The sequence below is a fragment of the Alloalcanivorax xenomutans genome, assembly GCF_032810065.1.
Classification (GTDB): Bacteria; Pseudomonadota; Gammaproteobacteria; order Pseudomonadales; family Alcanivoracaceae; genus Alloalcanivorax; species Alloalcanivorax xenomutans.
On record NZ_CP136538.1, the window covers coordinates 1,383,050 to 1,407,561 of the forward strand.

Annotated in this window: 25 protein-coding genes; 20 read left to right on the forward strand and 5 right to left on the reverse strand. The window is 61.8% G+C overall.

Translation table 11 applies throughout. The annotated features are described in order from the left end of the window. Positions 1 to 473: 473 nt before the first annotated feature. The 3 genes from purL (at position 474) to RYH70_RS06580 (ending at position 5,562) form a co-directional block, all read left to right on the forward strand. Positions 474 to 4,367, forward strand: coding sequence for a phosphoribosylformylglycinamidine synthase (gene purL / locus RYH70_RS06570; protein WP_055099107.1), 3,894 nt, complete (start codon positions 474 to 476; stop codon positions 4,365 to 4,367). Positions 4,368 to 4,507: 140 nt separating this feature from the next. Beyond that, a complete protein-coding gene (locus tag RYH70_RS06575; RefSeq protein WP_022995491.1) occupies positions 4,508 to 5,215 on the forward strand; it encodes a PaaI family thioesterase in 708 nt (235 codons plus the stop codon). 20 nt (positions 5,216 to 5,235) lie between these two features. Beyond that, a complete protein-coding gene (locus tag RYH70_RS06580; protein ID WP_316310082.1) occupies positions 5,236 to 5,562 on the forward strand; it encodes a YqfO family protein in 327 nt (108 codons plus the stop codon). 39 nt (positions 5,563 to 5,601) lie between these two features. Here RYH70_RS06580 and RYH70_RS06585 read toward each other — a convergent pair whose 3' ends face one another. Next, positions 5,602 to 6,165, reverse strand: a complete 564-nt coding sequence (locus RYH70_RS06585; RefSeq protein WP_014993767.1) for an NUDIX hydrolase — start codon at positions 6,163 to 6,165, stop codon at positions 5,602 to 5,604. Between the two features lie 188 nt (positions 6,166 to 6,353). On the opposite strand from RYH70_RS06585, the gene RYH70_RS06590 reads away from it, so the two are divergent. The 4 genes from RYH70_RS06590 to rssA are packed head-to-tail and all read left to right on the forward strand — an operon-like array spanning position 6,354 to position 8,615. After that, the gene (locus tag RYH70_RS06590) at positions 6,354 to 6,947 is read left to right on the forward strand and encodes a CoA pyrophosphatase (protein WP_233917047.1); all 594 of its coding nucleotides are present in this window, start codon (positions 6,354 to 6,356) and stop codon (positions 6,945 to 6,947) included. A gap of 15 nt (positions 6,948 to 6,962) precedes the next feature. After that, the gene (locus tag RYH70_RS06595; protein ID WP_014993769.1) at positions 6,963 to 7,496 is read left to right on the forward strand and encodes a gamma carbonic anhydrase family protein; all 534 of its coding nucleotides are present in this window, start codon (positions 6,963 to 6,965) and stop codon (positions 7,494 to 7,496) included. Continuing rightward, positions 7,480 to 7,698, forward strand: a complete 219-nt coding sequence (locus tag RYH70_RS06600) for a DUF1289 domain-containing protein (RefSeq protein ID WP_035450852.1) — start codon at positions 7,480 to 7,482, stop codon at positions 7,696 to 7,698. Before RYH70_RS06595 ends, RYH70_RS06600 begins: the two co-directional genes overlap by 17 nt. Next, on the forward strand, positions 7,695 to 8,615 hold the full coding sequence (rssA, locus tag RYH70_RS06605; protein WP_026949023.1) for a patatin-like phospholipase RssA: 921 nt from the start codon (positions 7,695 to 7,697) through the stop codon (positions 8,613 to 8,615). Before RYH70_RS06600 ends, rssA begins: the two co-directional genes overlap by 4 nt. Before the next feature lie 113 nt (positions 8,616 to 8,728). Here rssA and RYH70_RS06610 read toward each other — a convergent pair whose 3' ends face one another. Next, positions 8,729 to 9,988 carry an HlyC/CorC family transporter gene (locus RYH70_RS06610; protein WP_026949022.1) on the reverse strand — a complete coding sequence of 420 codons (1,260 nt, stop codon included), beginning with the start codon at positions 9,986 to 9,988 and terminating at the stop codon, positions 8,729 to 8,731. Between the two features lie 99 nt (positions 9,989 to 10,087). Further along, positions 10,088 to 10,897 (reverse strand): cytochrome C assembly family protein, encoded by an 810-nt coding sequence (locus RYH70_RS06615; RefSeq protein WP_233925843.1) that lies wholly within the window; start codon positions 10,895 to 10,897, stop codon positions 10,088 to 10,090. Between the two features lie 155 nt (positions 10,898 to 11,052). Between RYH70_RS06615 and ffh the strand changes: the two genes are divergently transcribed. From ffh to rplS, 5 genes are all read left to right on the forward strand, one after another. Further along, positions 11,053 to 12,483, forward strand: coding sequence for a signal recognition particle protein (gene ffh / locus RYH70_RS06620; protein WP_026949021.1), 1,431 nt, complete (start codon positions 11,053 to 11,055; stop codon positions 12,481 to 12,483). A gap of 175 nt (positions 12,484 to 12,658) precedes the next feature. Further along, positions 12,659 to 12,913 (forward strand): 30S ribosomal protein S16, encoded by a 255-nt coding sequence (gene rpsP / locus RYH70_RS06625; RefSeq protein ID WP_022995498.1) that lies wholly within the window; start codon positions 12,659 to 12,661, stop codon positions 12,911 to 12,913. A 31-nt stretch (positions 12,914 to 12,944) separates the two neighbouring features. Beyond that, a complete protein-coding gene (gene rimM / locus RYH70_RS06630; RefSeq protein WP_055099111.1) occupies positions 12,945 to 13,475 on the forward strand; it encodes a ribosome maturation factor RimM in 531 nt (176 codons plus the stop codon). Positions 13,476 to 13,507: 32 nt separating this feature from the next. Then, positions 13,508 to 14,278, forward strand: a complete 771-nt coding sequence (trmD, locus tag RYH70_RS06635; RefSeq protein WP_022995500.1) for a tRNA (guanosine(37)-N1)-methyltransferase TrmD — start codon at positions 13,508 to 13,510, stop codon at positions 14,276 to 14,278. Positions 14,279 to 14,293: 15 nt separating this feature from the next. Beyond that, on the forward strand, positions 14,294 to 14,650 hold the full coding sequence (gene rplS, locus RYH70_RS06640) for a 50S ribosomal protein L19 (protein WP_022995501.1): 357 nt from the start codon (positions 14,294 to 14,296) through the stop codon (positions 14,648 to 14,650). Positions 14,651 to 14,876: 226 nt separating this feature from the next. Here the strand turns inward: rplS and RYH70_RS06645 are convergent, their stop codons facing one another. Further along, positions 14,877 to 15,137 (reverse strand): GlsB/YeaQ/YmgE family stress response membrane protein, encoded by a 261-nt coding sequence (locus tag RYH70_RS06645; RefSeq protein ID WP_022995502.1) that lies wholly within the window; start codon positions 15,135 to 15,137, stop codon positions 14,877 to 14,879. Positions 15,138 to 15,281: 144 nt separating this feature from the next. On the opposite strand from RYH70_RS06645, the gene xerD reads away from it, so the two are divergent. The 6 genes from xerD (at position 15,282) to RYH70_RS06675 (ending at position 22,239) form a co-directional block, all read left to right on the forward strand. Continuing rightward, positions 15,282 to 16,193, forward strand: a complete 912-nt coding sequence (gene xerD / locus RYH70_RS06650) for a site-specific tyrosine recombinase XerD (protein WP_022995503.1) — start codon at positions 15,282 to 15,284, stop codon at positions 16,191 to 16,193. A gap of 64 nt (positions 16,194 to 16,257) precedes the next feature. Beyond that, entirely contained in the window at positions 16,258 to 16,995 is a 738-nt protein-coding gene (locus RYH70_RS06655) for a DsbC family protein (RefSeq protein ID WP_022995504.1), read from the forward strand. A gap of 144 nt (positions 16,996 to 17,139) precedes the next feature. After that, positions 17,140 to 18,333, forward strand: coding sequence for an alanine transaminase (gene alaC / locus RYH70_RS06660; RefSeq protein WP_063140103.1), 1,194 nt, complete (start codon positions 17,140 to 17,142; stop codon positions 18,331 to 18,333). 44 nt (positions 18,334 to 18,377) lie between these two features. Continuing rightward, positions 18,378 to 19,679, forward strand: coding sequence for a homoserine dehydrogenase (locus tag RYH70_RS06665; protein ID WP_022995506.1), 1,302 nt, complete (start codon positions 18,378 to 18,380; stop codon positions 19,677 to 19,679). A 68-nt stretch (positions 19,680 to 19,747) separates the two neighbouring features. After that, positions 19,748 to 20,842: a threonine synthase gene (gene thrC, locus RYH70_RS06670; RefSeq protein WP_022995507.1), complete on the forward strand. Its 1,095-nt coding sequence runs from the start codon at positions 19,748 to 19,750 to the stop codon at positions 20,840 to 20,842. A 260-nt stretch (positions 20,843 to 21,102) separates the two neighbouring features. Beyond that, entirely contained in the window at positions 21,103 to 22,239 is a 1,137-nt protein-coding gene (locus tag RYH70_RS06675; protein WP_317009963.1) for a porin, read from the forward strand. Between the two features lie 53 nt (positions 22,240 to 22,292). Here the strand turns inward: RYH70_RS06675 and RYH70_RS06680 are convergent, their stop codons facing one another. Further along, complete coding sequence (locus RYH70_RS06680; protein ID WP_317009964.1) at positions 22,293 to 23,528, reverse strand: serine hydrolase domain-containing protein; 1,236 nt, start codon at positions 23,526 to 23,528, stop codon at positions 22,293 to 22,295. Positions 23,529 to 23,678: 150 nt separating this feature from the next. Between RYH70_RS06680 and RYH70_RS06685 the strand changes: the two genes are divergently transcribed. Both RYH70_RS06685 and RYH70_RS06690 read left to right on the forward strand, forming a co-directional pair. Further along, positions 23,679 to 23,996: a DUF962 domain-containing protein gene (locus tag RYH70_RS06685; protein WP_022995510.1), complete on the forward strand. Its 318-nt coding sequence runs from the start codon at positions 23,679 to 23,681 to the stop codon at positions 23,994 to 23,996. Next, the gene (locus tag RYH70_RS06690) at positions 23,993 to 24,433 is read left to right on the forward strand and encodes a group III truncated hemoglobin (protein ID WP_022995511.1); all 441 of its coding nucleotides are present in this window, start codon (positions 23,993 to 23,995) and stop codon (positions 24,431 to 24,433) included. The genes RYH70_RS06685 and RYH70_RS06690 overlap by 4 nt, the downstream gene beginning before the upstream one ends. Positions 24,434 to 24,512 lie beyond the last annotated feature (79 nt).

Genomic DNA, 24,512 nt, shown 5'->3' on the forward strand with positions numbered 1-24,512 from the left:
CCTTGTTTGCCGGAAGCAGGACATTCGAAGCCGTCGCCGGACCACGCCTCGGCGCAGGCCCGGGATTGAGACGGCTTGGAATGACCAAAAAATCGCCGGGAGCGATTTTTAACGTCGCTCGCGACGGCCCGCTAGGGTGCCCGCCATGGATGGCAGGGCATCAAAAATCGCCGGGAGCGATTTTTAACGTCGCTCGCGACGGCCCGCCAGGGTGTCCGCCATGAAGGACGGGTACAAAAAATAAGCGGTGCTTTTACAATTGGGGGCGAATTTACCATCCGCAACCCCCGGGCCGCTACTTTTTTGTCCAACAATTGCCGCTATTGGACCGGTTGATGACGGTTTCCACCGTGTCGCCGCTCTGTCGAGATAAAGGCGGGAAACCGGGTTCGCGCCCTCGCGCCGCCCCCCAGGAATCCGGTATCATTGCGGCTTCTTCCAATCCCCCGTCGATCCAAAGGAAAAGCCAGCCCATGCTGATCCTACCCGGTAGCCCGGCTCTCTCCGCATTTCGTAAGGAAAAATTGCTGCGCGCTTTGCCTCGGGTGGAGGCACTGTCCGCCCGTTTCGTTCATTTCGTGGAAATTTCCGCGCCGTTATCCGCCCAGGAACAGGCGGTGCTCGACGGTTTGCTGAGCTATGGCCCGACGATCAGCGAGGAGCAGGTGGAAGGCCGCCGGTTCCTGGTGGTGCCGCGCCCCGGCACGATCTCTCCCTGGTCTTCCAAAGCCACCGATATCTGCCATAACGCTGGCCTCGACAAGGTGTTGCGAGTGGAGCGGGGCATTGAATATCGGCTGCGGGCGGACCCGGATATCGCCCGGGCGGAGCTGGTGGCGCCGCTGCATGACCGCATGGTGGAGGCGGTGCTGGATCAGCCCGAGCAGGCCGAGGCGCTGTTCAGCCATCATCAGCCCAAGCCGTTGACCACGGTGGATGTGATCGGCGGCGGCCGCGACGCGCTGGCCCGGGCCAACGGCGAGCTGGGTCTGGCTCTGGCGGACGACGAGATCGATTACCTGGTGGAACGTTTCACCGCTCTGGGGCGCAACCCCAGTGACGCGGAACTGATGATGTTCGCCCAGGCCAACTCCGAGCATTGCCGGCACAAAATCTTCAATGCCGACTGGACCATTGACGGCGAGGCTCAGGAACTGAGCCTGTTCGGTATGATCCGCAACACCTACAAACACGCCAGTGAAGGCGTGCTGAGCGCCTACAAGGATAACGCCGCGGTGGTGGCTGGGCCGGTGGCGGACCGTTTCTTCCCCGGTCCGGACGACGCCGAGTACCGCTACGTCAATGAGCCGGTGCATATGCTGATGAAGGTGGAGACCCATAACCACCCCACCGCCATCGCCCCCCATCCCGGGGCTTCCACCGGCGCTGGCGGCGAGATCCGTGACGAAGGCGCCACCGGTCGCGGCGCCAAGCCCAAGGCCGGCCTTACCGGGTTCTCGGTCTCCAATCTGAGCATTCCGGATTTCGTGCAACCGTGGGAAGACCACTACGGCCGCCCCGGGCGCATTGCCTCCGCCCTGGACATCATGATCGAGGGGCCGCTGGGCGGTGCCGCCTTCAACAACGAGTTCGGCCGCCCGAATCTGTGCGGCTATTTCCGCACCCTGGAAATCGAAGCCCCGGGGATCAATGGGGATGAACGGCGCGGTTACCACAAGCCGATCATGATCGCCGGCGGCCTTGGCAATATTCGTGACGGCCACGTGCAGAAGGAAGGTATTCCGGCGGGCGCCAGAATCATCGTGCTGGGTGGCCCGGCGCTGCTGATCGGTCTCGGCGGCGGTGCCGCCAGTTCCATGGCCAGCGGCGAATCCGATGAGGCCCTGGATTTCGCCTCGGTGCAGCGCGGTAACCCGGAAATCGAGCGGCGGGTGCAGGAAGTGATCGATCGCTGCTGGGCCCTGGGTGACGACAACCCCATTGTTTCCGTCCACGACGTCGGTGCCGGCGGCCTCTCCAACGCCTTGCCGGAACTGGTCCACGATGCCGATCGTGGCGCCAACCTGGAACTGCGCCGGGTGCCCAGTGATGAGCCGGGAATGAGCCCGGTGGAAATCTGGTGTAACGAAGCCCAGGAACGCTATGTGCTGGCGGTAATGCCGCAAGACCTGGCGCGCTTCGAGGCACTGTGCCGGCGCGAGCGTGCGCCCTTCGCGGTGCTTGGTGAAGCCACCGAGGAAGAGCACCTGAAAGTGTCCGATGAGCACTTCGGCGACGCGCCAGTGGACCTGCCCATGGACCTGCTGTTCGGCAAGCCGCCGAAGATGCAGCGTGCCTTCGATCGGGAAGACTTCCAGCGCCAGACTTTCACCACCGACGACATCGAACTGCGCGATGCGGTGGATCGGGTGCTGCGGCTGCCCACGGTGGCCTCCAAGAGCTTCCTGATTACCATCGGCGACCGGTCGGTGACCGGTCTGGTTCACCGGGACCAGATGGTGGGACCCTGGCAGGTGCCGGTGGCCGACTGCGCGGTGACCGCCACCGGTTTCAACCCCAACCAGGCCAATATCACTACCGGTGAAGCCATGGCCATGGGGGAGCGCACCCCGGTGGCGCTGGTGGACGCCGCCGCCTCCGGCCGCATGGCGGTGGCGGAAACCATTACCAATCTGGCCGGCGCCCACATCGGCGGCTTCGGGCAAATCCGCCTGTCCGCCAACTGGATGGCCGCCGCCGGTCACCCGGGCGAGGATCAGGCGCTGTTTGATACGGTCAAGGCGGTGGGCATGGAGCTGTGTCCGGAGCTGGGTATCGCCATCCCGGTGGGTAAGGACTCTCTCTCCATGCGCACAGTGTGGAATGAGCGTGGCATCGACAAGAGTGTCACCTCGCCGTTGTCGTTGATCGTCACCGCCTTCGCTCAGGTCAGTGATATCAACCTGACCGTGACCCCGCAGTTGCGTACCACCGAGGCCAGCGAACTGCTGCTGGTGGATCTTGGCCGCGGCCGTAACCGGCTGGCCGGGTCGGCGCTGGCGCAGGTATTTGGAAAAGTCGGCGATGTGCCGCCGGATCTGGACGATGCCGCCGACCTGAAGGCCTTCTTCCAGGTGACCCAGGCGTTGTTGGCGGAAGGCAAGCTGATGGCCTACCACGATCGCTCCGACGGTGGTTTGTTCACCACCCTGGTGGAAATGGCGTTCGCCGGCCGGGTCGGCATCGACATCGTGCTGGACGACATCGCCGGTGATGGACCGGAAGCGGTGGCGGCCCTGTTCGCCGAGGAACTGGGTGCGGTACTGCAGGTGCCGGAAGGCGAGGCGGAGGCGGTGCGTCAGCGCTACGCCGATGCTGGTCTGGCCGGCTGTGTGCACACCGTGGCGCGGCTCAACGTGGACGATGTGGTGCGGGTACGCCTGGGCGGCGCCATCCTGATGGAGCGGCCCCGTCGCGGTCTGCAGCGGCTCTGGTCGGAAACCAGCTATCGTATCCAGGCGTTGCGCGACAACCCGGACTGCGCCCGCCAGGAGTTCGACGCCATCCCGGACAGCAATGATCCAGGCCTGAACGTGCGGCTCACCTTCGACATGAGCGAAAACGTAGCGGCGCCATTCATCGGCGGTACCCGGCCCAAGGTGGCGATCCTGCGCGAGCAGGGCGTCAACGGCCAAACCGAGATGGCGGCCGCTTTTGACCGTGCCGGCTTCGCCGCCGTGGACGTGCATATGAGCGACCTGCTGGCCGGTGACGTCAATCTGGACGACATGAAAGGCCTGGTGGCCTGTGGCGGTTTCTCCTATGGCGACGTGCTTGGTGCTGGTGGCGGCTGGGCCAAGACCGTGCTGTATCACAACGGCTTGCGTGACGCCTTCAACCGTTTCTTCTTCCGCGAGGACACCTTCGCTCTGGGCGTTTGCAACGGCTGTCAGATGCTGGCCCACCTCAAGGACCTGGTGCCCGGCGCGGAACATTGGCCGCGCTTCGTGCGCAATCTGAGCGAGCAGTTCGAGGCCCGCACCTCGCTGGTGGAAATCGGCGATTCCCCATCCATCTTGCTGCGCGACATGGCGGGCACCCGCCTGCCCATCGCCGTGGCCCATGGCGAAGGGCGGGTGGAGATCAGCGACGCCGACCTGGCCCGCAATGTGGAGCAGCGCCTGGTGGCCCTGCGCTACGTGGACGGCATGGGCAATGCCACCGAGCAATACCCGGCCAACCCCAACGGTTCCAGCCAGGGCGCCACCGGTTTCACCACCCGGGACGGCCGCGTGACCATTATGATGCCGCACCCGGAGCGGGTGTTCCGCGTGCTGCAGAACAGCTGGATCCCGGATGATTGGCGCCGCTTCGACAATGCCCCCTGGTTCCGGATGTTCGCCAATGCGCGCAGGTGGGTGGGATAAAAAGCAGTTAACAGTTGATAGTGGACAGTTAACAGCGAAAGGCAAAAGCGAAAAACAAGAGAAAGGGCTGTGGGACGCTGGCCTGTCACCGTGTTGCGTGTAGGCGATAGATTAAAGTAACAGGCTGATCAGACACCAATATGACGGAAGAAAAGTACCATTATTTTGACATGCCGATCGGCGAGTTGCCGGAGCCGACGCCGGTGTCGGCGCGGCGCCGGGAGTTGGCCCGGGAATTGGCGGCGATCAACGAACAGCTGGTACGCCTGGATGTGGACGAGGCGGCGCTGATGGCCGCCACCGAGCAGGCGCGGGCGTTGCGGGAAAGCCTGGAAGGGTATTCCCATCGCAGCATGCGTGACATTCTCGGGCGTTTGATCAGCGGTCAGGGCAATCGACAGGATGCCCTGGACATGGCGGATTTCGAGATTCTGTCCGGTCCCGCCAATGCCATGTCACCGCCGGTGACCTTCTGGCTTGACGGCGATGTGGTGCGTGCCCGTGCCACCTTCGGTCGCGCTTTCATGGGGCCGCCGGGCAAGGTGCATGGCGGCGTTCTGTCCCTGGCGCTGGATATGCTACTGGCCAAGACCCAGGACTTCGTCACCAGCCTGGGCATGACCGGTACGCTCAATGTGCGCTACATGGCGCCCACGCCGCTGCACCGTGAAGTGAACTTCGAGGCGCGGCTCGTGCGTCTGCAGGGTCGCAAGCTGTTTAACGAGGCACGGGTCTTCGTCGACGGCGTGCAAACCGTGGCGGCCAGCGGTATCTGGATTTCCTCCCAGGGGGATTACCGTCTCAGACCGGAATACGCGCACCTGGCAAACGACAGCGACGTGGCCTGAATCGATCATCAGGAGGACCGATGACGACGCTCTACAAGCTTTGCTTCTATGTTCCGGTGAGTCACGTGGAAACCGTCAAGGCGGCGGTGTTCGACGCCGGTGCCGGCCGTATTGGTGACTACGATCGTTGCAGCTTCCAGGTGCTGGGTCAGGGCCAGTTCAGACCCCTGGACGGCAGCAATCCCTATCTGGGCAGTCAGGGACAGGTGGAGACGGTGGAAGAGTACCGGGTGGAGATGATCTGCGAGGCGGATTGTCTGGAACCGGCGGTCCGCGCCTTGCGTGACGCCCACCCCTACGAGGAGCCGGCCATCGACCTATGGCCGCTGGCGCCGCTACCGGTTTGACGGATCGCGCTGGCCCGCTATTGGTTGCTCGATACCGGCCTAGATATTCTCATCCAGCGCCGGTTTGCGCTTGAGCGGTGGGATGTCCTGGGTGCGTACCGGGAAGTCGCCGGTTTTCAGATCCTGAAAATAAAACTTGAGGGTACGGCCGATGGTGGGAAAGGCCAGCTGATCCCAGGGAATTTCGTCTTCCGTGAACATTCCGGCATCGGAACTTTCCTCGCCCACGCCATAGTCACCGTTGGCCATATTACCCAGGAAAAAGACATAGACCTGGTTGATATGGGGCAGGTTGAAAATCGTATAAATGTCCCCAACCTCTACCGTGGCGCAGCCTTCTTCCCAGGTTTCCCGGGCGGCGCCTTCCTGCAGGGTTTCCCCGTTTTCCATGAAGCCGGCGGGCAGGGTCCAGTAGCCCTTGCGGGGCTCGATGGAACGTTTGCAGAGCAAAATGCGACCTTCCCAGACCGGGATGGCGCCAACCACGATCTTCGGGTTCTGGTAATGGATGGTGCCGCAATGGTTGCACCAATAGCGGGGCCGGTTGTCTCCTTCGGGAACCGAATACAACACTTCCTGCCCGCAATGGCTGCAATACTTCATGATCGTTCTCGCCGTGGTGAAGTACGCCAGCCTACTGGCTCACCGGAACCCTGGCAATCCGAAAGCGGTGCCTCGCCCTTGCCCGCGGAGCGGGCGATGGTCAAACTGAGTAGTAAAGAAAAGGGGAGTAAGAGAGTGAAGCAGTGCTGCGAAGGTCCAATCAGCGGATGGCCGCGGGAGACGCGCGGATGACAGACCTGGAACGCCTGCGTAGGCGGCTGCCGGATTACCGTTTGATCGAGTTGCCCCTGGATTTGCCCGAAGCGGCGGTTTTGATGCCCTTTGTCGATAAGCCGGAACCTGAACTGATTCTTACCGTTCGCTCCCGTTCCATGCCGACTCACGCTGGAGAGGTGGCCTTCCCCGGTGGTAAACGGGACCCCTCCGACCGTAATTTGATGATGACCGCGCTGCGCGAGAGTCAGGAAGAAGTGGGGTTGGCGCGGGAAGCGGTGGAAGTGCTCGGCAATCTGTCGCCGATCCCGTCCCGTTTCGGCATGAAGGTAACGCCTTTTGTTGGCGTGGTGCATGCGGATGTGGAATTGACGCCCGAGCCCGGCGAGATCGACTCGATTTTCAACGTACCGCTGCGTTTCTTTCTGGAGCAGGAGCCGGATCTGACCGCGCCGGTGGAGGTATACGGCCGCCGTCTGCGCATGCCGAACTACTATTTCGAGGATAAACGGATCTGGGGGCTGACCGCGTTCATGATCCTGGATCTGATCAATCACGTTTACGATACCGATATCCGTTTCGATGTCAGCGACGATGGAAACGGTTAAGGCAAGGACAAGAAAATGATCTATACGATTAACGACCGCCAGCTGGAATTCCGTGGCGAGGGCCAGTGGATTGCGCCCAACGCCACCCTGATCGGGTCCGTGGTGCTGGGTGAAAACGCCAGTGTCTGGTTTGGCGTGGTGATCCGCGCGGATAACGACGTCATCGAGATCGGCGATAACAGCAATGTGCAGGAAAACTCGGTGTTGCACGTGGATCCGGGCGTGCCGATGAAAATCGGCAAGAACGTCACGGTCGGCCACAAAGTCATGCTGCATGGCTGCACCATCGGCGACAACACCCTGATCGGCATGAACGCGGTGGTACTGAACGGCGCCAAGGTAGGCAGCAATTGCATTATCGGCGCCCACGCTCTGGTGCCGGAAGGCATGCAGATCCCGGACAATTCCCTGGTGATGGGCGCGCCGGCCAAGGTGGTGAAGGAAATCACCGATGGCCACAAGGCGATGATCACCATGGGCAGCCAGCACTATGTGGCCCACGCCCGTCATTTCTCGGAGCACCTGCAAGAAGATGAGCGTTTCAAATAGTCCCAAGCCGGTCTCGCCGTGCGTGTCGATCTGCGCGCTGGACGGTGACGATGTCTGTGTCGGTTGCTTTCGCACCGGTCAGGAAATCAGCCACTGGGGGCGCCTCGATGCTGACCGCCAGGTGGAAGTGCTGCGCCGGTGTCAGCGGCGCATGGCCGGTGAGCTGGCGCCCTGCCTGATGGACGAAGTGGTGCCGGGATGAGTACGGAAGGGGAGCAGGACACGCCGCCGGCGCCGCGTCTGGGACTGGCGCTGGGAAGTGGTTCGGCGCGCGGCTGGGCGCATATTGGTGTGATCCAGGCCCTGGAAGAGATGGGGGTTCGTCCGGATGTGGTGGCCGGCACCTCCATTGGCGCCCTGGTGGGCAGTGCCTACGTCAACGGTGCGCTTGATGACCTGGCGGACTGGGTGAAGACGCTGACCACCAAGGATGTATTCGGCCTGATGGACTTCACCTTGTCCGGTGGCGTGGTCAAGGGGGAGAAACTGTTCGGTTTCTTCGAGGAGCGGCACAGCAACCCCAACATCGAGGATCTGGAGCAGCGTTTCGTTACCGTCGCCACGGATATGAAGAGCGGCCGCGAGATCTGGATCAGCAAGGGGCCGATTCTGCAGGCGGCAAGGGCGTCCTGTGCGTTGCCGGGGCTGTTCACGCCGCTCAAACACCAAGGGCGTTGGATGCTGGACGGTGGCCTGGTCAATCCGGTGCCGGTGTCCGCCGCTCGCGCCTTCGGTGCCGACGTGGTCATCGCCGTCAATCTCAATGCTCAGTTGGTGGGCGCCCACCTGTCCCGGCAGAAACCGCCGGGGGAGAATGGCGCCACCGAGGAAGAGCACAGCCTCTGGCAGAAGATGGCGAATTATTTCACCAGCGGGGACGGCCAGGCACCGGGTTTCTTTGACGTCATCGCCTCCAGCGTCAACATCATGCAGGACCGCATCACCCGCTCCCGCATGGCGGGTGACCCGCCGGAAATCACCTTGATCCCGCTATTGGAGGATTTTGCCCTGATGGACTTCCACCGTGCCAAGGAAGCCATCGACGAAGGCCGCCGCCTGGTAGAGCGCCATGCCGGCGATATCCGGGCGTGGTTGGGGAAGACAGGTAACAGTGAATAGTTAATAGTGAACAGTGCGCAGAGGAATTTCTCCGTGAACTGAAACGAAAGAGGCCGCGTCCAAGCGTTGGGTGCGACCTCTTTCTGTGATTTTAACTCTTCACCTTTCACTGTTCATTGCTTTTTCCTGACTCTCGCTGCTTTCACCATATTGTCCTTTACCTGCAGGATCTCGATCAGGTAGTCCTCCACCCGTAATGAAATATTGGCGTCGGGAATCGATTGCAGGTGCTCGAGGATCAGACCGTTGAGGGTGCGCGGCCCGACGATGGGGATGTCCCAGTGCAGCGCCCGGTTGATGTCGCGCAGGTTGGCGGAGCCGTCAATGACAAAGCTGCCGTCTTCCTGCGGCAGGATGTCCGGATTGGTGGTGGCGGCCTGATCGGAAGTGAACTCGCCAACGATCTCTTCAAGAATATCTTCCAGGGTCACCAGGCCCATCACGTCGCCATATTCGTCCACCACGATGCCGATACGGCGTTTGGCATTCTGGAACTGGATGAGCTGGCGATTCAGCGAAGTGCCTTCGGGAACGAAATAGGGTTCCACCGTGTACTGCATCAGCTCCGCTTTATTGATTTCTTCCTTGAGCAGCAGGCGGCTGAGCTTGCGCAGGTGCAGGACGCCCAACATGTTGTTGGGGTCGCCGCGGTAGACCGGCAGCCGGGTATGCTGGCTGGTGCGCAGGGTGTTGAGGATGTCGTTCATGTCATCATCCAGATCGACACCGATCATCTCGTTGCGCGGAATCATGATGTCCTCGACGGTGACGCTTTCCAGGTCGAGGATGTTCAGCAGCATCTTCTGGTGCTTTTCCGGAATCAGGCCGCCGGCCTCGTTGACCACGGTGCGCAGTTCCTCGGGGCTGAGGTGGTCTTCCTCGGCGCTGTCGGTGCGCACGCCGAACAGGCGCAGGAACAGGCCGCTGATACCGTTGACCAGCCACACCAGCGGCGCCAGCAGCCATTGCAGTGGCTGCAGCATGAGGCTGGCGGGGAACGCCACCCGCTCCGGTTTCATGGCCGCGTAGGTCTTCGGCGTGATCTCGGCGAACACCAGCATGATCAGGGTGATGACCACCGGCGCCACCGCCGCGCCGGAGTCGCCCAGCCAGCGGATCGCCAGGATTGCCGCCACCGTGGCGGCGAAGTTATTGACGAAGTTGTTGCCGATCAGGATCACCGACAACAGCCGGTCGGTACGCCGCAGCAGTTTTTCCACCCGGCCGGCGCCGCTGTGGCCTTGCCGGGAAAGGTGACGCAGCCGGTAGCGGTTAATCGCCACCATGCCGGTTTCACTGCTGGAGAAGAAAGCGGAAAAGAGGATCAGAATGATCAGGGTGATCAATAACCACCCATCCGGGATGCTGGCCAAGAGACGGTCGTTTGGTTGCTGTTTGGCTCGCTATTGTTCGGTGCCGGGTTCCGGGGTGTCAAGCACTAGGGTGAACAGGCCCTAACCGCACCGTCGTGATCAGCGGCGCAGAATCACTTCCAGCACCAGTTGCGTGCCGAAAAAGGCCACCAGCAGCACGGCGAAGCCGGCCAGGGTGAAGCGCACCGCGGTCAGGCCACGCCAGCCGCGCAGATGACGGCCAGACAGCAACACCGCGAAAATCACCCAGGACACCAGGGTCAGCACGGTTTTATGGACCAGATGCTGGGCGAACAGGTCATCCACGTAGAGGAAGCCGAACAGGATCGCCAGGGTCAGCAGGCATTCGCCCAGCCACAGGGCGTCGAACAGCATCGATTCCATCATCTGGATCGGCGGAAACAGCCGCATCACGCCGCGGATGTGGCCGCCCTTGAGCTGGCGGTGCTGGACCCACAGCAACACCGCCTGGCAGGCGGAAAGCGCCAGCACCGCGTAAGCGACGATGGAGAGCAGCACATGCATGCCGATGCCGTGTTCCAGCGGATGGGCCACATAGCCGGTATGCAGCCACAGCGCCGCGGGAATGGTGGCGGCGGCGAACGGAAACACCAGGGCACTGACCCATTGAAACGGCCTGAGCAAGCTGGACAGCACCACCAGGGCGGCGCCCACCAGCGCCACCGCCGAAGCCACGGGAAACAGGCCCAGCAGCAGGCCCTGCGGCGTGATCAGCTGGGCGTACAGCGTCAGCGCATGGGCGATCACCGCCAGGCCGCCGGGGATCAGAATGGTCGCTTTTGAAGGCGAGGCTTGCCCCCGGAACTGGCGGTACACCAGTATGGACGCCAACACGTACAGGGCGGTGGCGGGTAAGCCGAAGGCCAGGGCAGGAGTCATAGGTTCCATGGTGGTTTTCCGGGAAAAGCCGCCGAAGTCTGGCACAGCTGCCCCGGCTTTTGAAGCGTTCGCCATGACGGCGGAGGGGTGCCTGCCCTATAATCGCGCCCTGTCGCCGTTTTCCGGGCCGGAAGGCGGCCACCCGATTCAGGAGGTTGATGATCATGTTCGAGAATCTCACCGAGCGCCTGGGCCAGTCGCTGAAGAGCCTGGCCGGCCAGGGACAGCTCAACGAGGACAATATTCGCGATACTCTGCGCGAGGTACGCAAGGCCCTGCTGGAAGCCGATGTGGCGTTGCCGGTGGTCAAGGAATTCGTCGAACAGGTCAAAGAGAAGGCTCTGGGGCAGGAAGTCCTGCAAAGCCTGAACCCTGGCCAGGCGTTCGTGAAGATCGTCAACGACGAACTGGTCCACACCATGGGCGACGCCAATGACGCCCTCAATCTGGCCACCAAGCCGCCGGCGATCATCCTCATGGCGGGCCTGCAAGGGGCCGGTAAAACCACTTCCGTGGCCAAGCTCGCGCGCTTCCTCCAGGAGCGTGAGAAGAAGAAGGTGATGGTGGTGTCCGCCGACGTCTACCGTCCGGCGGCGATCGAGCAGTTGAAAACCCTGGCCGGGGAGGTGGACACCAATTTCTTCCCGTCCACCGGTGACCAGGATCCGGTGGATATCGCCAACGCCGCCCTGGCCGAGGCCCGCCGCCGTTACATGGACGTATTGATCGTCGATACCGCCGGTCGTCTGCACGTGGACGACGCCATGATGGCGGAGATCAAACGGCTGCACGCCGCCATCGAGCCGGCGGAAACGCTGTTCGTGGTGGACGCCATGACCGGTCAGGACGCCGCCAACACCGCTCAGGCGTTTAACGAAGCGCTGCCGCTGACCGGGGTGATTCTGACCAAGGCCGACGGTGACTCCCGCGGGGGCGCGGCGCTGTCCGTGCGTCATCTCACCGGCAAGCCGATCAAGTTCATCGGCATGGGTGAGAAAACCGATGCCCTGGAACCGTTCCACCCGGACCGTATCGCCAGCCGGATTCTCGGCATGGGCGACGTGCTGTCCCTGGTGGAGGAAGCCGAGCGCAAGCTGGACAAGAAGAAAGCCGAGAAGATCGCCAAGAAGTTCAAGAAAGGCAAGGCGATGGACTTCGAGGATCTCAAGGACCAGTTTCAGCAGATGCGCAACATGGGCGGCATGGCCGGCCTGCTGGACAAGCTGCCCGGCATGGGCAATATGATGCAGGCGGCTCAGGATCCGGCGGCTCTGAAGAACATGAAGCACATGGAGGCGCTGATTGATTCCATGACGCCCAAGGAACGCCGCAACCCGGATCTGATCAAGGGCTCCCGCAAGAAACGCATCGCCGCCGGCGCCGGGTTGGAGATCCAGGATCTCAATCGCCTGATGAAGCAGCAGAAGATGATGGCGAAGATGATGAAGAAGATGCGCACCAAAGGCGGCATGAAGAACATGATGCGCGGCCTGGAAGGCATGATGGGCGGACAGGGCGGCCCCGGCGGCGGCATGCCCCCGGGCGGCATGCCTCCCGGCGGTATGGGCGGCGGCGGTGGCTTGCCGCCCATGTAAGGGCCGAGGTAAGGGGGGAGGGGGAAAACAGTCTCCGTTCTTGCCTTCCCCGCCAACCCCGCGTAAAATCTGCGCCCTTCGCGCCCTCCGGCCCATTCGGAGGGATCTTCAAGCGGATACGATGGCCGGGCGATAAGCGTCTGGCCGGGACACCGGATTGAAACAGGACTGAAAAATGCTGGTTATTCGTCTCGCCCGTGGTGGCTCCAAGAAACGCCCTTTCTACCAAATCATTGCCACCGACAGCCGTAATGCCCGTGACGGCCGCTTCATCGAACGTCTGGGTTACTTCAACCCGATTGCCCGTGGCGGTGAAATCCGTCTGAAAGTGGATCTGGAAGCCGTGGACCAGTGGGTTCAGAAAGGCGCCCAGCTGTCCGACCGGGTCAAAAACCTGGTCAAGGAAGCGCGCAAGAGCGAGAGCGCTTGAGCATCCTGGCTCTCTGATCCAGACCAGACCCATGGGATCTCAATCGGACAAGGTGATCGTGGGCCGCATCATGGCGGTACACGGCATCAAAGGCTGGGTAAAAGTCTATTCCCATACCGATCCCATGGAGAACATCTTCGAGTACCAGCCCTGGTATCTGAGCAAGGGCCGGGACTGGGAAGAAGTGAAGCTGGCCGGCGCCCGCCCCCAAGGCAAGGGGCTGGTCGTCGCCATTGACGGTATCGGTGACCGCGAACAGGCGGCACGGGAACTGGTGGGGCGGGAAATCGCCGTGTCGGAGTCTCTGCTGCCCCGTTCCGGAGACGGCGAGTTCTATTGGCGGGACCTGATCGGTCTGCGGGTGGTGCTGCCGGACGGCCGTGATCTGGGCCGGGTGGATCGGCTGATGGAAACCGGCGCCAACGATGTGCTGGTGGTGATCGGCGATGCCAACAGCCTGGACCGCCGTGAACGGCTGCTGCCCTGGGTGCCGGACGACGTGATTGTCGACGTTGCGCTGGAGCGCGGTGAGATTCGCGTGGACTGGGACCCGGAATTCTAGAGCCACGGCGGACGTGGACAGGGAGGCGCTCAATGCGAATCGCGCTGATGACGCTGTTCCCGGAAATGACCGGGCTGGTAACCGGCTTCGGCGTGACCCGGCGGGCCATCGAAAATGGCCGGCTGAGTCTGGAAGCGGTCAATCCCCGGGATTTCACCGATGACCGCCACCGCACCGTGGACGATCGCCCCTTTGGCGGCGGGCCGGGCATGGTGATGAAAGTCGAGCCCCTGGAACGCGCGCTGAGCGCGGCCCGGGAGCGAGTGGGCCCGGCCCGGGTGATCTATCTGTCACCTCAGGGGCGGCCGCTGACCCAGAGCAAGGCCCAGGAACTGGCCGCCGAGCCGGCATTGATCCTGGTTGCCGGCCGCTACGAAGGGGTCGATGAACGTTTTATCGAAGCGCGGGTGGATGAGCAGATCTCCATCGGCGATTACGTACTCAGCGGCGGTGAACTGCCGGCGCTGGTACTGGTGGATGCCGTGGCGCGCCTGTTACCGGGAGTGCTGGGGCACCAGGATTCGGCAGCCCAGGATTCGTTTTCCGGCGAATTGGAAAACCTGCTGGACTGCCCGCACTATACGCGGCCCGAGGAACACCTGGGCCGGGTGGTGCCTGAAGTCTTGCGTAGCGGCGATCACGAGCGGATTCGCCGCTGGCGTTTGAAGCAGGCACTGGGGCGCACCTGGCGGTGGCGCCCCGACTTGCTCGAAGCCCGCCGCGCCAGTGGCTGGACCGAGGAAGAAGAGCGGCTTCTCAATGAATACATTGGGGAGTACGAGCAGCAATACAGCGATCAATGAACCAAGGAGCACGCCATGAGCGGCAAGAAACCCCTGATTCAGGAAATCGAACAGGCACAGCTGAAAAGCGACGTGCCGGTGTTCGGTCCCGGTGACACCGTCACCGTTCAAGTAAAAGTGAAAGAAGGCACCCGTGAGCGTCTGCAGGCGTTCCAGGGCGTGGTGATTGCCCGCCGTAACCGTGGCCTGAACTCCAATTTCACTGTTCGTAAAGTTTCCCACGGCGTGGGTGTGGAGCGGGTGTTCCAGCTGCACAGCCCGCTGGTCGACTCCATTGAAGTCGTCCGCCGCGGCGATGTTCGCCGCGCCAAACTGTACTACCTGCGTGAGCGTTCCGGTAAGTCCGCGCGTATCAAGGAAAAAATCCGGTAATACGCCACTCGCTCCGGTTGCGAGCTATTGTCGCTTCAGCCTTTGCTGTAGGGCATTCGGAAGCGACCTCTGGCCGAGCAAGGATGCTCCCACCGGACAACAAAAAATTGCCGGGAGCAATTTTAACGTTGCTTTGCAACGGCCCGTAGGGTGATCGCCATGGACGGCGGTCATAAAAAGGCCGCCCCTTCGATGAAAGGGGCGGCCTTTTTGTTTGCAGCGGGGGTTAGCGCTTGGCCAGCAACCGGTACAGGAACAACAGCACTAGTGCGCCGACGATGGCGGTGATGATACTGCCGATCGATAACGAATTTGATGCCGCTCCCGCGCCGATTCCCACCAGAGAACCAAGCCAGCCGCCGACAAAAGCACCGGCGATACCAATCAGAATGGTAATAATGAAGCCGCCCGGATCCTTGCCCGGCATGATCCATTTTGCGATCACACCCGCGATCAGACCCAGTACGATCCAAGAAAGAATTTCCATAGGGCACTCCTTACCTCTGGTAACTCAAAGCCCCTTGAGTATGCCCCGTATGGATGCACGACCCGGGTAATAAATAGTAAAACCCCAGCTTGCTGAGAGTACCGCATGGCGCCAGAATCGCGGAAACGAAACGGGAAATAGGTTATGACGGACCTGTCCGAAGCCCGGCAACGGCTGGTGGATGCCTGGCTCGACAATCAATGGCTGGAGCGGGGGCTGAGCCGTAATACCCTGGAAAATTATGGCCGGGACCTGCGTCAATTCGGAGATTGGTTGAACAGGGAGGAGCACACCCCGCTGGAACAGTGCCAGCGCCATCAGCTGTTGCAGTTCCTCGCCCACCGCCATGAGCAGGGATTGGGCGCTCGCTCGGTGGCCCGTCAGCTTTCCGCCTTGAAGAGTTTTTTCCGCTGGATGAAACGGGAAGGGCGTATCGGCGAGGACCCGACCCTGAACGTGGCACGTCCCAAGACCGGCCGGGCCTTGCCGAAGAGCCTTAGCGAGGCCGATGTGGAAGCGCTGCTGGCGGCGCCGGATCTGGACGATCCGCTCGGTTTGCGCGATCGCGCCATGCTGGAAGTACTGTATGCCTGCGGTCTGAGGGTGTCGGAGCTGGTCGGCCTGACCCTGGGGCAGGTGAATCAGCGCCAGGGGCTGGTGCGGGTGGTGGGCAAGGGGGACAAGGAGCGGCTGGTGCCCCTGGGGGAAGAGGCTCTGCACTGGCTGGCGCGCTATCTGCGGGAAGCCAGACCCTTGCTGATTCACCCGGATCAGGATGTGCTGTTCCCCAGCCGTCGCGGAGAGACAATGACGCGTCAGGCATTCTGGTACAGGATCAAACAGATCGCGGTCAGCGCGGGGGTGCAAAAGGCGTTGTCACCCCATACACTGCGCCATGCGTTCGCGACACATTTGCTCAACCACGGGGCCGACCTGCGGGTGGTGCAGTTGTTATTGGGGCACAGTGATTTGTCCACCACACAGATCTATACCCATGTGGCGCAGCAGCGGCTACAGACGCTTTATGAGCAACATCATCCCCGGGCGGGAACTTGATGCGCCTGTCGCCACTCAAATAACGATAATCGCCGCAGGGGGCGGCGTACCATTGGAGAATGTCATGAAAAGGATGATGATGGCGGCCCTGGGATTGGTCGCGGCCACCCTGGCGGTGGCGGATTCGGGGGTGGATGAGAAGGCGGTAAGGAAGAACTTCGCCGATACCTTCCCCCAGTTCACAGTCAGCAAAATCGAGCCGGCGCCGGTGGAGGGCATGGCCCAGGTGGAACTCAAGGGCGGCGGTGGAAGCCAGTGGGTATACACCAGTGGTGATGGTCGTTTCATTTTTACCGGTGATCTGCTTGAGCTGCGTGATGGCAAGCCGGTGAATCTGGCGGAGGAACGCCTTGAGAAGGTACGCAAGGAAGGCCTGGCGAAGATCGACAGTAAGCGCATGATTACCTATGCCGCCGCCGACCAGAAGGCGGAAATCTACGCCTTTACCGACATCACCTGTGGTTTCTGCCGCAAGATGCATGAGCACATCGAAGAGTACAACGAGGCCGGGATCACCGTGCATTATCTGGCCTTCCCGCGTGGCGGGCCGGCCTCCGAGGCGGCCGAGAACATGCGCCATATCTGGTGCGCCAAGGACCGGGCCAGCGCTCTTACCGACGCCAAACTGAAGGACAAGATCGTCGAAAACGAGCTGGGCAGCTGTGCCGCCCAGGTAAACGACGAGTATGCCCTGGGTATGGAATTCGGGGTGCGCGGCACGCCAGCGATCTACACCGCCGAAGGCACCCAGTTGGGCGGTTACCTGACCCCGGCGCAAATGCTGCAGCGGCTGCAGCTTTAAGCGGGCCTCCCGCCCCTCGGGACACATTGACGGCGCCCTTTGGCGCCGTTAATGTGTCCGGCTTCCAGTAACCCCGCCACGGCCCGTGACGTGCCCGTTTCGGTACGGTCCCGGACCGCGCCATCTTTCTTGAAGGATTCAGCCGTGGAAGCCGATTTTCAGCGTATTCGCCGTTTGCCGCCTTATGTCTTCAATATCGTTGGAGAGCTGAAGAAAGCGGCGCGAGCGCGGGGCGAGGACATCATCGATTTCGGCATGGGCAATCCGGACCAGCCGACTCCGCCGCACATCGTGGAAAAACTGGTGGAAACCGTGCAGCGCGGCGATACCCACCGTTATTCCCAGTCCCGCGGTATTCCCCGTTTGCGCAAGGCGATCACCGATTGGTACCAGCGCCGCTACAACGTGGAGCTGGACCCGGAATCCGAGGCTATCGTCACCATCGGCTCCAAGGAAGGGCTGTCGCATCTGGCGCTGGCCACCATGGGCCCCGGTGACACCGTGATGGTGCCCAATCCCAGCTATCCGATCCACCCCTATGGCTTTGTCATCGCCAACGCCGATATCCGTCACGTGCCGCTGGTGCCGGGTGTGGACTTCTTCGAGGAACTGGTACGCGCGATCAAGGAAGCCTGGCCGAAGCCGAAGATGCTGGTGCTGAATTTCCCCGGCAACCCCACCGGTCAGTGCGTGGATCTGGACTTCTTCGAGAAGGTGGTGGCGATCGCCCGGGAATACGGTATTTGGGTGGTGCACGATATCGCCTATGCCGATATCGTTTTCGATGGCTACGAGGCGCCGTCGATCCTGCAGGTGGAAGGCGCCCGCGACGTGGCGGTGGAATTCTTCTCCCTGTCTAAGAGCTACAATATGCCGGGCTGGCGGGTCGGCTTCTGCTGCGGCAACAAGGAGCTGATTCACGCTCTGGCGCGCATCAAGTCCTATCTGGATTACGGCACTTTCACGCCGATTCAGGTGGCCGCTATCGCCGCTCTGGAAGGCGATCAGAGCTGTGTCTCCGAAATTCGCGATCTGTACCTGAAACGCCGTGACGTACTCTGCGACGGCCTCAACGACCTGGGCTGGACGGTGGAAAAGCCCCGCGCCACCATGTTCGTCTGGGCCCGGATTCCGGAACCTTACCGGGCGCTGGGGTCGCTGGAGTTCTCCAAAAAGCTGCTGTCGGAGGCCGGTGTGGCGGTCTCTCCGGGCGTTGGCTTCGGCGAATACGGCGATGACCATGTGCGGTTCGCCCTGATTGAAAATGAGCAACGTACCCGTCAGGCGCTGCGAGGCATCAAGAAGATGTTCCGCGCCGATGGGCTGATCGTGGGCTGACGCCGTTGGCCCCCATGCATTACACACACCCTGGAGAGGACCAAGTGAAGTCGATTAAGGTTGGGATCGCTGGCCTGGGCACGGTGGGCTCAGGCACCGTCAATGTACTCAAGCGCAACGCGGGGGAAATTGCCCGGCGCGTGGGTCAGCCCATTGAGATCGCTCACATTGGTGCGCGGCGTGATAATCCCGCCTGCGATATTACCGGTATCCGGGTGTCCCGGGATGTGTTCGACGTCGCCAACGACCCGGACGTGGACATCCTGGTGGAACTGATCGGCGGCACCGACGTCGCCCGCGAACTGGTGCTCACCGCCATCGGTAACGGCAAACACATCGTCACCGCCAACAAAGCGCTGATCGCCGAGCACGGCAACGAGATCTTCCTCGCCGCCCAGGAACACGGCGTGGACGTGGCTTTTGAAGCGGCTGTGGCCGGCGGTATCCCGATCCTGAAGGCGCTGGGCGAAGGTCTGGCCGCCAACCACATCAACTGGGTGGCGGGCATCATCAATGGCACCGGTAACTACATCCTCACCGAAATGGAGCAGGGCGCGCGCGGCTTCGATGAAGTGCTGGCGGAAGCCCAGGCACTCGGTTACGCGGAAGCCGACCCCACTTTCGATGTGGAAGGTGTGGACGCCGCCCACAAGCTCACCATTCTGGCCTCCATCGCCTTCGGTATCCCGCTGCAGTTCTCCAAGGTCTATATGGAGGGCATCAGCCGTATCACCATCGAGGACGTCAACAGCGCCGCCCAGTTCGGTTACCGCATCAAACACCTGGGGATCGCCAAGGACACTGGCAACGGTATTGAACTGCGCGTGCATCCCACGCTGATCCCGCAGGAAATCATGTTGGCGGCGGTGAACGGCGTGATGAACGCGGTGATGATCGATGGCGACGCGGTCGGCCCCACCCTGTATTACGGCGCCGGCGCCGGCGCCGAGCCCACCGCCTCGGCGGTGGTGGCGGATATCATCGAGCTGGGCCGTGAACTGACCGTGGATCACCACGAACGGGTGCCTTATCTGGGCTTCCACACCGACCAGATGTCCGACGAGCCGGTGTTGACCATCGAGGATATCTCCTGTGGTTACTACCTGCGTTTGCATGTCCAGGACAAGGCGGGCGTGCTGGCGGATGTGACCCGCATTCTCAGCGACAATCGCATCAGCATCGAGGCCATGGTGCAGAAGGAAGTGGACGAAGGGCTGGTGCCCATCGTCATCCTGACCCACCGGGTGCGCGAGGGTGACATGAACGAAGCGCTCAAGCGAATCGCTGCCCTGGACACCGTGGATAACGATATAATGCGTATTCGCGTGGAAACGCTGGACGCTTGAAAAGACGACACGATTAATACCCGTGGGGCCCGTATCCGGGCCTCCACACCAGAAGCAGAGACAATGCCATGCCATTCCGTGACCGCTACACAGGCCTGATCAACCGTTACCGCGACCACCTGCCGGTGAACGACGACACGCCGATCATCAGCCTGGGCGAAGGCAACACCCCGCTGATCCGGCTCAAGAATATTCCGCGCCTGCTCGGCAAGGACGTGGATATCTACGTCAAGTACGAGGGCCTGAACCCCACCGGATCCTTCAAGGATCGCGGCATGACTATGGCGGTGACCAAGGCGGTGGAAGAGGGCAGCAATGCCATCATCTGTGCCTCCACCGGCAATACCTCGGCGGCGGCGGCGGCCTACGCGGCCCGGGCCGGCATCTCTGCGTTCGTGTTGATCCCGGAAGGCAAGATCGCCATGGGCAAGTTGGCCCAGGCGATGATGTACGGTGCCATGATCATGCAGATCCGCGGCAACTTCGACCAGGGCATGGAACTGGTCAAGCAGGTGGCCGAGAAAGCGCCGGTCACCATCGTCAACTCGGTGAACCCGTTCCGTCTGCAGGGGCAGAAAACCGCGGCTTTCGAGATCGTCGAGGAACTGGGCCGGGCCCCGGATTACCACTGCCTGCCGGTGGGCAACGCGGGCAATATTTCCGCCTACTGGATGGGCTACAGCGAATACCACAAAGCCGGTATCGCCGGCAGCGTGCCGCGCATGGTGGGCTACCAGGCGGCGGGCGCGGCGCCGTTCCTGCGGGGCGCGGCGGTGGAGAACCCGGAAACCGTGGCCACCGCCATCCGTATCGGTAACCCGCAGTCCTGGGACAAAGCCTGGACCGCGCAGAAGGATTCCGAAGGCTGGTTTGATGAACTGACCGATGAGGAAATCCTGGCCGCGCAAAAACTGCTGGCGCAAAAAGAAGGGGTGTTCTGCGAACCGGCTTCCGCCGCTTCCATTGGTGGCGCCATGCGTGACATCAAGGCTGGCAAGATCGCCGAAGGCAGCACCATTGTCTGCACCCTGACGGGTAACGGACTCAAGGATCCGGATACCGCTATCGCGCAATGTCAGCAGGAACTGTCTTCCGGCGCCCGTATGGTGACCATCGATGCCGAGCTGGACGCGGTGAAGAAAGCTATTCTGGACAATCTGTAATCCTCAATTGAAGCGGCCACGACACCATTCGTGGCCGCTTTTTCTTGTTCTTACCGGGCGGTTTTCGCGGCCCGGTAAAACACTCCTGACGTGACCCCGCCTGTTTGGTTGTGATACACCCTTAGGGTGAGCGCGTCCTGTTCGCCGTTTCCATGCCGACGCCGAGCGAGGCGACGGGCACGTCATAATCCGAAAAAGCGGGCAGCAAGGAACGAAACCTTACTTCAATGAAAAGTTCTGACTCGACTGGGGAGAAGCCGATGGCAGACAATAAGCGGGCTCTACCGGCCCTGGCGCTGGGCGCCGTATCCTCTTTGTTTCTGGTACAAAATGCGCAGGCGGGTGCTGAGCTCAGCGCCGGCGTCTGGTGGGTGTACCAGTACGTGGATAAATCCGATTTTGGCGGTCCCAATTCCGCCTTCGACGCGGACCTGGACCGGGAAACCGGCGGTAATTTCGCCGACCCGGCGTTCATTCTCTACGCCGATGACGACGGTGGTCACGGCCCCTGGCGTTTCAGCGCCGAAGCCCGTATCGGCAGAGGCTCCTTCACCGACGTCAACAACAACAGCAGTGGCGATACCTTCGCCATGCACAAAGCCTGGATTGGTTATGAGTTCAACGACCATACCTTGCTCAAAGTCGGTAAGAGCCAGGTGCCGTTCGGCTGGAAAACGGTGAACTTCTGGCCTGGAGACGGTCTTCAGGGCGGTTACGGCGATCAGATGGATGTTGGTTTCAAACTCAGCGGCGACGCCGGTGACTTCCACTATGACGCCGCCTATTACCACCAGGACGACTGGGGCGAGGACAGCACCGACACTCTGGATGACAACGGGCACTGGGGTACCAGCGACAGTTACCGCAAGCTGAAAACCGGCGTGCTGAATCTGGACTGGCGCTTCCAGGAAGGCCATACCGTGGGGGCCTCGGTGCAATATGGGCGGATGCAGGACCTCACCGCGGACACCGCTTCCGGGCGCAAGGCCGACGGCGAGCACGTGGCCTATGATCTGCACTACCTGTACCAGCGTGGGCCCTGGAGCTTCAAATACCGCTTTGTCGACGCCCGCCGAGACTTTGGTGGTCTCGATGCCTTCCTGGCCTCCGACGCCGCGCCCGCGGATGAGGAAGTGAAAACCCAGCGGCACGTGGCCGAGGTGATGTATCAGAACCGCAACTGGGCATATTACCTGGACGGCGGCGTGGCCAGCACAGATACACGTAACAATGATGCCGGCGATGTACAGTTTTACGCTCCGGGTATTCGCTACAAGTACGGCCCCGGCTGGCTCTATCTGGAATACCTGTGGTCCGACGGCGACATCGACGCCAACGGTGATGTCTACGAAGGTAATTTCAACGCCGTTTATGTGGCGTTCGATTTTTACTTCTAAGAAAGCTCCTACAGCGGCTTCGTAGTCCTGTCTGTGGCGGATTCCGATAACAGTCAGGCCGTATGCCGGTTGATCGCCATCTGCAACTTCAGCAGGGCCGGGAAATGCCGGCCCAGCGCGGCCTTGCCGGTGGTCAGCAGGGCGCCGGAAAGATCCCGGTCCCGATCCGCCCAGCAGTAAATGCTGATGAAACCCAAATGGCCGAAGGCGTTGCTGGTGCCCGGCCCGTACAGGCTCAGGGCACGGGCGCCGAGCATGAAACCCGGCGAGAACGCCAGCGGTACCATCAAGGTACGATCCAGGCGGCCTCCCTTGGTGGCGGCCCGGCCCGTGGCGAAGCGCACGGTTTCCGGACGGAATAACTGCTGGTCCTGATAGCGGCCATCGTCCAGCAGCATCTGGAAGAAGCGGCAGGCCTCCTCGGCGGTGGCGTACAGGTTGCCGGCGGGGATGGTGGCGTCGAGAAAACGGGGATCGTTGGAGAGGCCCACCACTTCCTCCAGCGGTGCGCCCACGGCGTGAGTGAGAAAGGCGTTTACCGGCGGCAATTGCAGTCCGGTGACGGCGTTTTCCGCCGGTGCCACCGCCGGCTCCCGCAGACCATAGGTGAAATAACGCATCCCCATCGGCCGCCGGATCACCCGGTCCAGCAGGGCATCGATGCTCTCCTCGGTGACACGCCGGATGACCTCGCCAAGCACGAAGCCGGCGGTGATCGCGTGATAAGCCTGCTGACGCCCGGGGTTTTCCGGCTTGGCACGGCACAGCAAGGTCATGATCCGCTCATAGTCGAACAGGTCCTCCGCCGCCACCGGCTCGTGGATGCGCGGCACCCCGGCACGATGGGTCAGCACGTGCATCAGGGTGGTCCGGTGCTTGCCCATGGCCCCGTATTCGGGGATGTAATGGCACACTGGCCGGTCCAGATCCAGTTCCCCCCGTTCCGCCAGATGATGCACCAGCATGGCGGTGACCGCCTTGGAGGCGGAAAACAGGCAAATCGGAGTGTCGGTGGTGAGCAGGCGCTGTTGGCCGGCATCGGCGTAGCCGAGGGTGCGATCCAGAAAAACCTGTCCACGACGGCGCAGGCAAAGGGCGATGGCGGGGTTCATGCCGGTGCGGTAGAGCCCGCGGACGTGGCGCCAGATGGTGGCGACCTGTTGCGGACGCAGCCCGGCCTCGGCGGCGGCGCACTCGTCGCCCTGGTCGGTGACCGGCGTCAGATGACGGGGAACGGTGACGGCGCTGGCATTGAAACCGGCGGGAAGGGAAAGGCTGGTCATGGTCATTGATCCATCTCGCGGATGGCCCGATCAGGGCTGTTGTTTGTGCCCGGGTATGGTGGACAATGGCGGTACCAGATGGCTTGGCGCCGCTGCCCTGGGCCGATGACCCCAGGGCCACCAGCGGTGTCGGGCGCAACGGAACAGGTGGACGTTATGACGACGGTAAAGCAATCTGATTTCCAGAGCTTCGCGGAGTTCTACCCCTACTATTTGCAGGAGCACACCAACCCGACCTGCCGGCGCCTGCATTTCATCGGTACGCTGTGTCTGTTCGCGGTGTTGTTCGGTGTTCTGATTTCCGGTAACTGGTGGGGGTTGTTGCTGTTGCCGGTGGTCGGTTACGGCTTTGCCTGGGTGGGGCATTTCTTCTTCGAGAAGAATCGGCCCGCCACCTTCAAGCATCCGTGGTACAGCCTGGCCGGTGATTTTGTCATGTTCAAGGATATCCTGACCGGGCGTATTCGCTGGTGAGTGAACGGCAACGGGTACGGCTTTTTCAGCCCGGTGCCGCCGGGCATCGCTCCAAGTCCGGGCGGCCCGATCTGGATAGTCCGGAACAAATTGATCGCATGGTCTCGCTGTTCTATCAGCGGATTCTCGAGGATCCGTTGTTGGCGCCGGTTTTTCTCGAGGTGGCGCGCATCGATCTCGATGAGCACCTGCCGCTGATCGCTGCTTTCTGGAAGAAACTGTTGCTTGGCGATGACCGTTATAATCGGCATATGATGGCCAAACACCGGGCGGTGGACGACAAGATGCCGCTCACCGGCGCCCATCATGAGCGCTGGCTGGGGTTGTTCATGGCCAATCTGGACCAGCACTTCGAAGGGCCCCATACCGACCGTGCAAGGCAACTGGCCGCGCGCATCATCGACAATCTCTACGAGCAGCTGTCACAGCGCCGTTGAGAGGCTTATACACACCGCTGTAGGAGCTTGCCCCGCAAGCGAATCTTTTCCCGAGAGTCTGTTCGCTTGCAGGGCAAGC

What these genes read in the sequence shown, in the direction of transcription:
- purL (WP_055099107.1), top strand. Translation starts at nt 474, where the DNA reads ATGCTGATCCTACCCGGTAGCCCGGCTCTCTCCGCATTTCGTAAGGAA.
- RYH70_RS06575 (WP_022995491.1), top strand. Translation starts at nt 4,508, where the DNA reads ATGACGGAAGAAAAGTACCATTATTTTGACATGCCGATCGGCGAGTTG.
- RYH70_RS06580 (WP_316310082.1), top strand. Translation starts at nt 5,236, where the DNA reads ATGACGACGCTCTACAAGCTTTGCTTCTATGTTCCGGTGAGTCACGTG.
- RYH70_RS06585 (WP_014993767.1), bottom strand. Translation starts at nt 6,165, where the DNA reads ATGAAGTATTGCAGCCATTGCGGGCAGGAAGTGTTGTATTCGGTTCCC.
- RYH70_RS06590 (WP_233917047.1), top strand. Translation starts at nt 6,354, where the DNA reads ATGACAGACCTGGAACGCCTGCGTAGGCGGCTGCCGGATTACCGTTTG.
- RYH70_RS06595 (WP_014993769.1), top strand. Translation starts at nt 6,963, where the DNA reads ATGATCTATACGATTAACGACCGCCAGCTGGAATTCCGTGGCGAGGGC.
- RYH70_RS06600 (WP_035450852.1), top strand. Translation starts at nt 7,480, where the DNA reads ATGAGCGTTTCAAATAGTCCCAAGCCGGTCTCGCCGTGCGTGTCGATC.
- rssA (WP_026949023.1), top strand. Translation starts at nt 7,695, where the DNA reads ATGAGTACGGAAGGGGAGCAGGACACGCCGCCGGCGCCGCGTCTGGGA.
- RYH70_RS06615 (WP_233925843.1), bottom strand. Translation starts at nt 10,897, where the DNA reads ATGGAACCTATGACTCCTGCCCTGGCCTTCGGCTTACCCGCCACCGCC.
- ffh (WP_026949021.1), top strand. Translation starts at nt 11,053, where the DNA reads ATGTTCGAGAATCTCACCGAGCGCCTGGGCCAGTCGCTGAAGAGCCTG.
- rpsP (WP_022995498.1), top strand. Translation starts at nt 12,659, where the DNA reads ATGCTGGTTATTCGTCTCGCCCGTGGTGGCTCCAAGAAACGCCCTTTC.
- rimM (WP_055099111.1), top strand. Translation starts at nt 12,945, where the DNA reads ATGGGATCTCAATCGGACAAGGTGATCGTGGGCCGCATCATGGCGGTA.
- trmD (WP_022995500.1), top strand. Translation starts at nt 13,508, where the DNA reads ATGCGAATCGCGCTGATGACGCTGTTCCCGGAAATGACCGGGCTGGTA.
- rplS (WP_022995501.1), top strand. Translation starts at nt 14,294, where the DNA reads ATGAGCGGCAAGAAACCCCTGATTCAGGAAATCGAACAGGCACAGCTG.
- RYH70_RS06645 (WP_022995502.1), bottom strand. Translation starts at nt 15,137, where the DNA reads ATGGAAATTCTTTCTTGGATCGTACTGGGTCTGATCGCGGGTGTGATC.
- xerD (WP_022995503.1), top strand. Translation starts at nt 15,282, where the DNA reads ATGACGGACCTGTCCGAAGCCCGGCAACGGCTGGTGGATGCCTGGCTC.
- RYH70_RS06655 (WP_022995504.1), top strand. Translation starts at nt 16,258, where the DNA reads ATGAAAAGGATGATGATGGCGGCCCTGGGATTGGTCGCGGCCACCCTG.
- thrC (WP_022995507.1), top strand. Translation starts at nt 19,748, where the DNA reads ATGCCATTCCGTGACCGCTACACAGGCCTGATCAACCGTTACCGCGAC.
- RYH70_RS06675 (WP_317009963.1), top strand. Translation starts at nt 21,103, where the DNA reads ATGGCAGACAATAAGCGGGCTCTACCGGCCCTGGCGCTGGGCGCCGTA.
- RYH70_RS06680 (WP_317009964.1), bottom strand. Translation starts at nt 23,528, where the DNA reads ATGACCATGACCAGCCTTTCCCTTCCCGCCGGTTTCAATGCCAGCGCC.
- RYH70_RS06685 (WP_022995510.1), top strand. Translation starts at nt 23,679, where the DNA reads ATGACGACGGTAAAGCAATCTGATTTCCAGAGCTTCGCGGAGTTCTAC.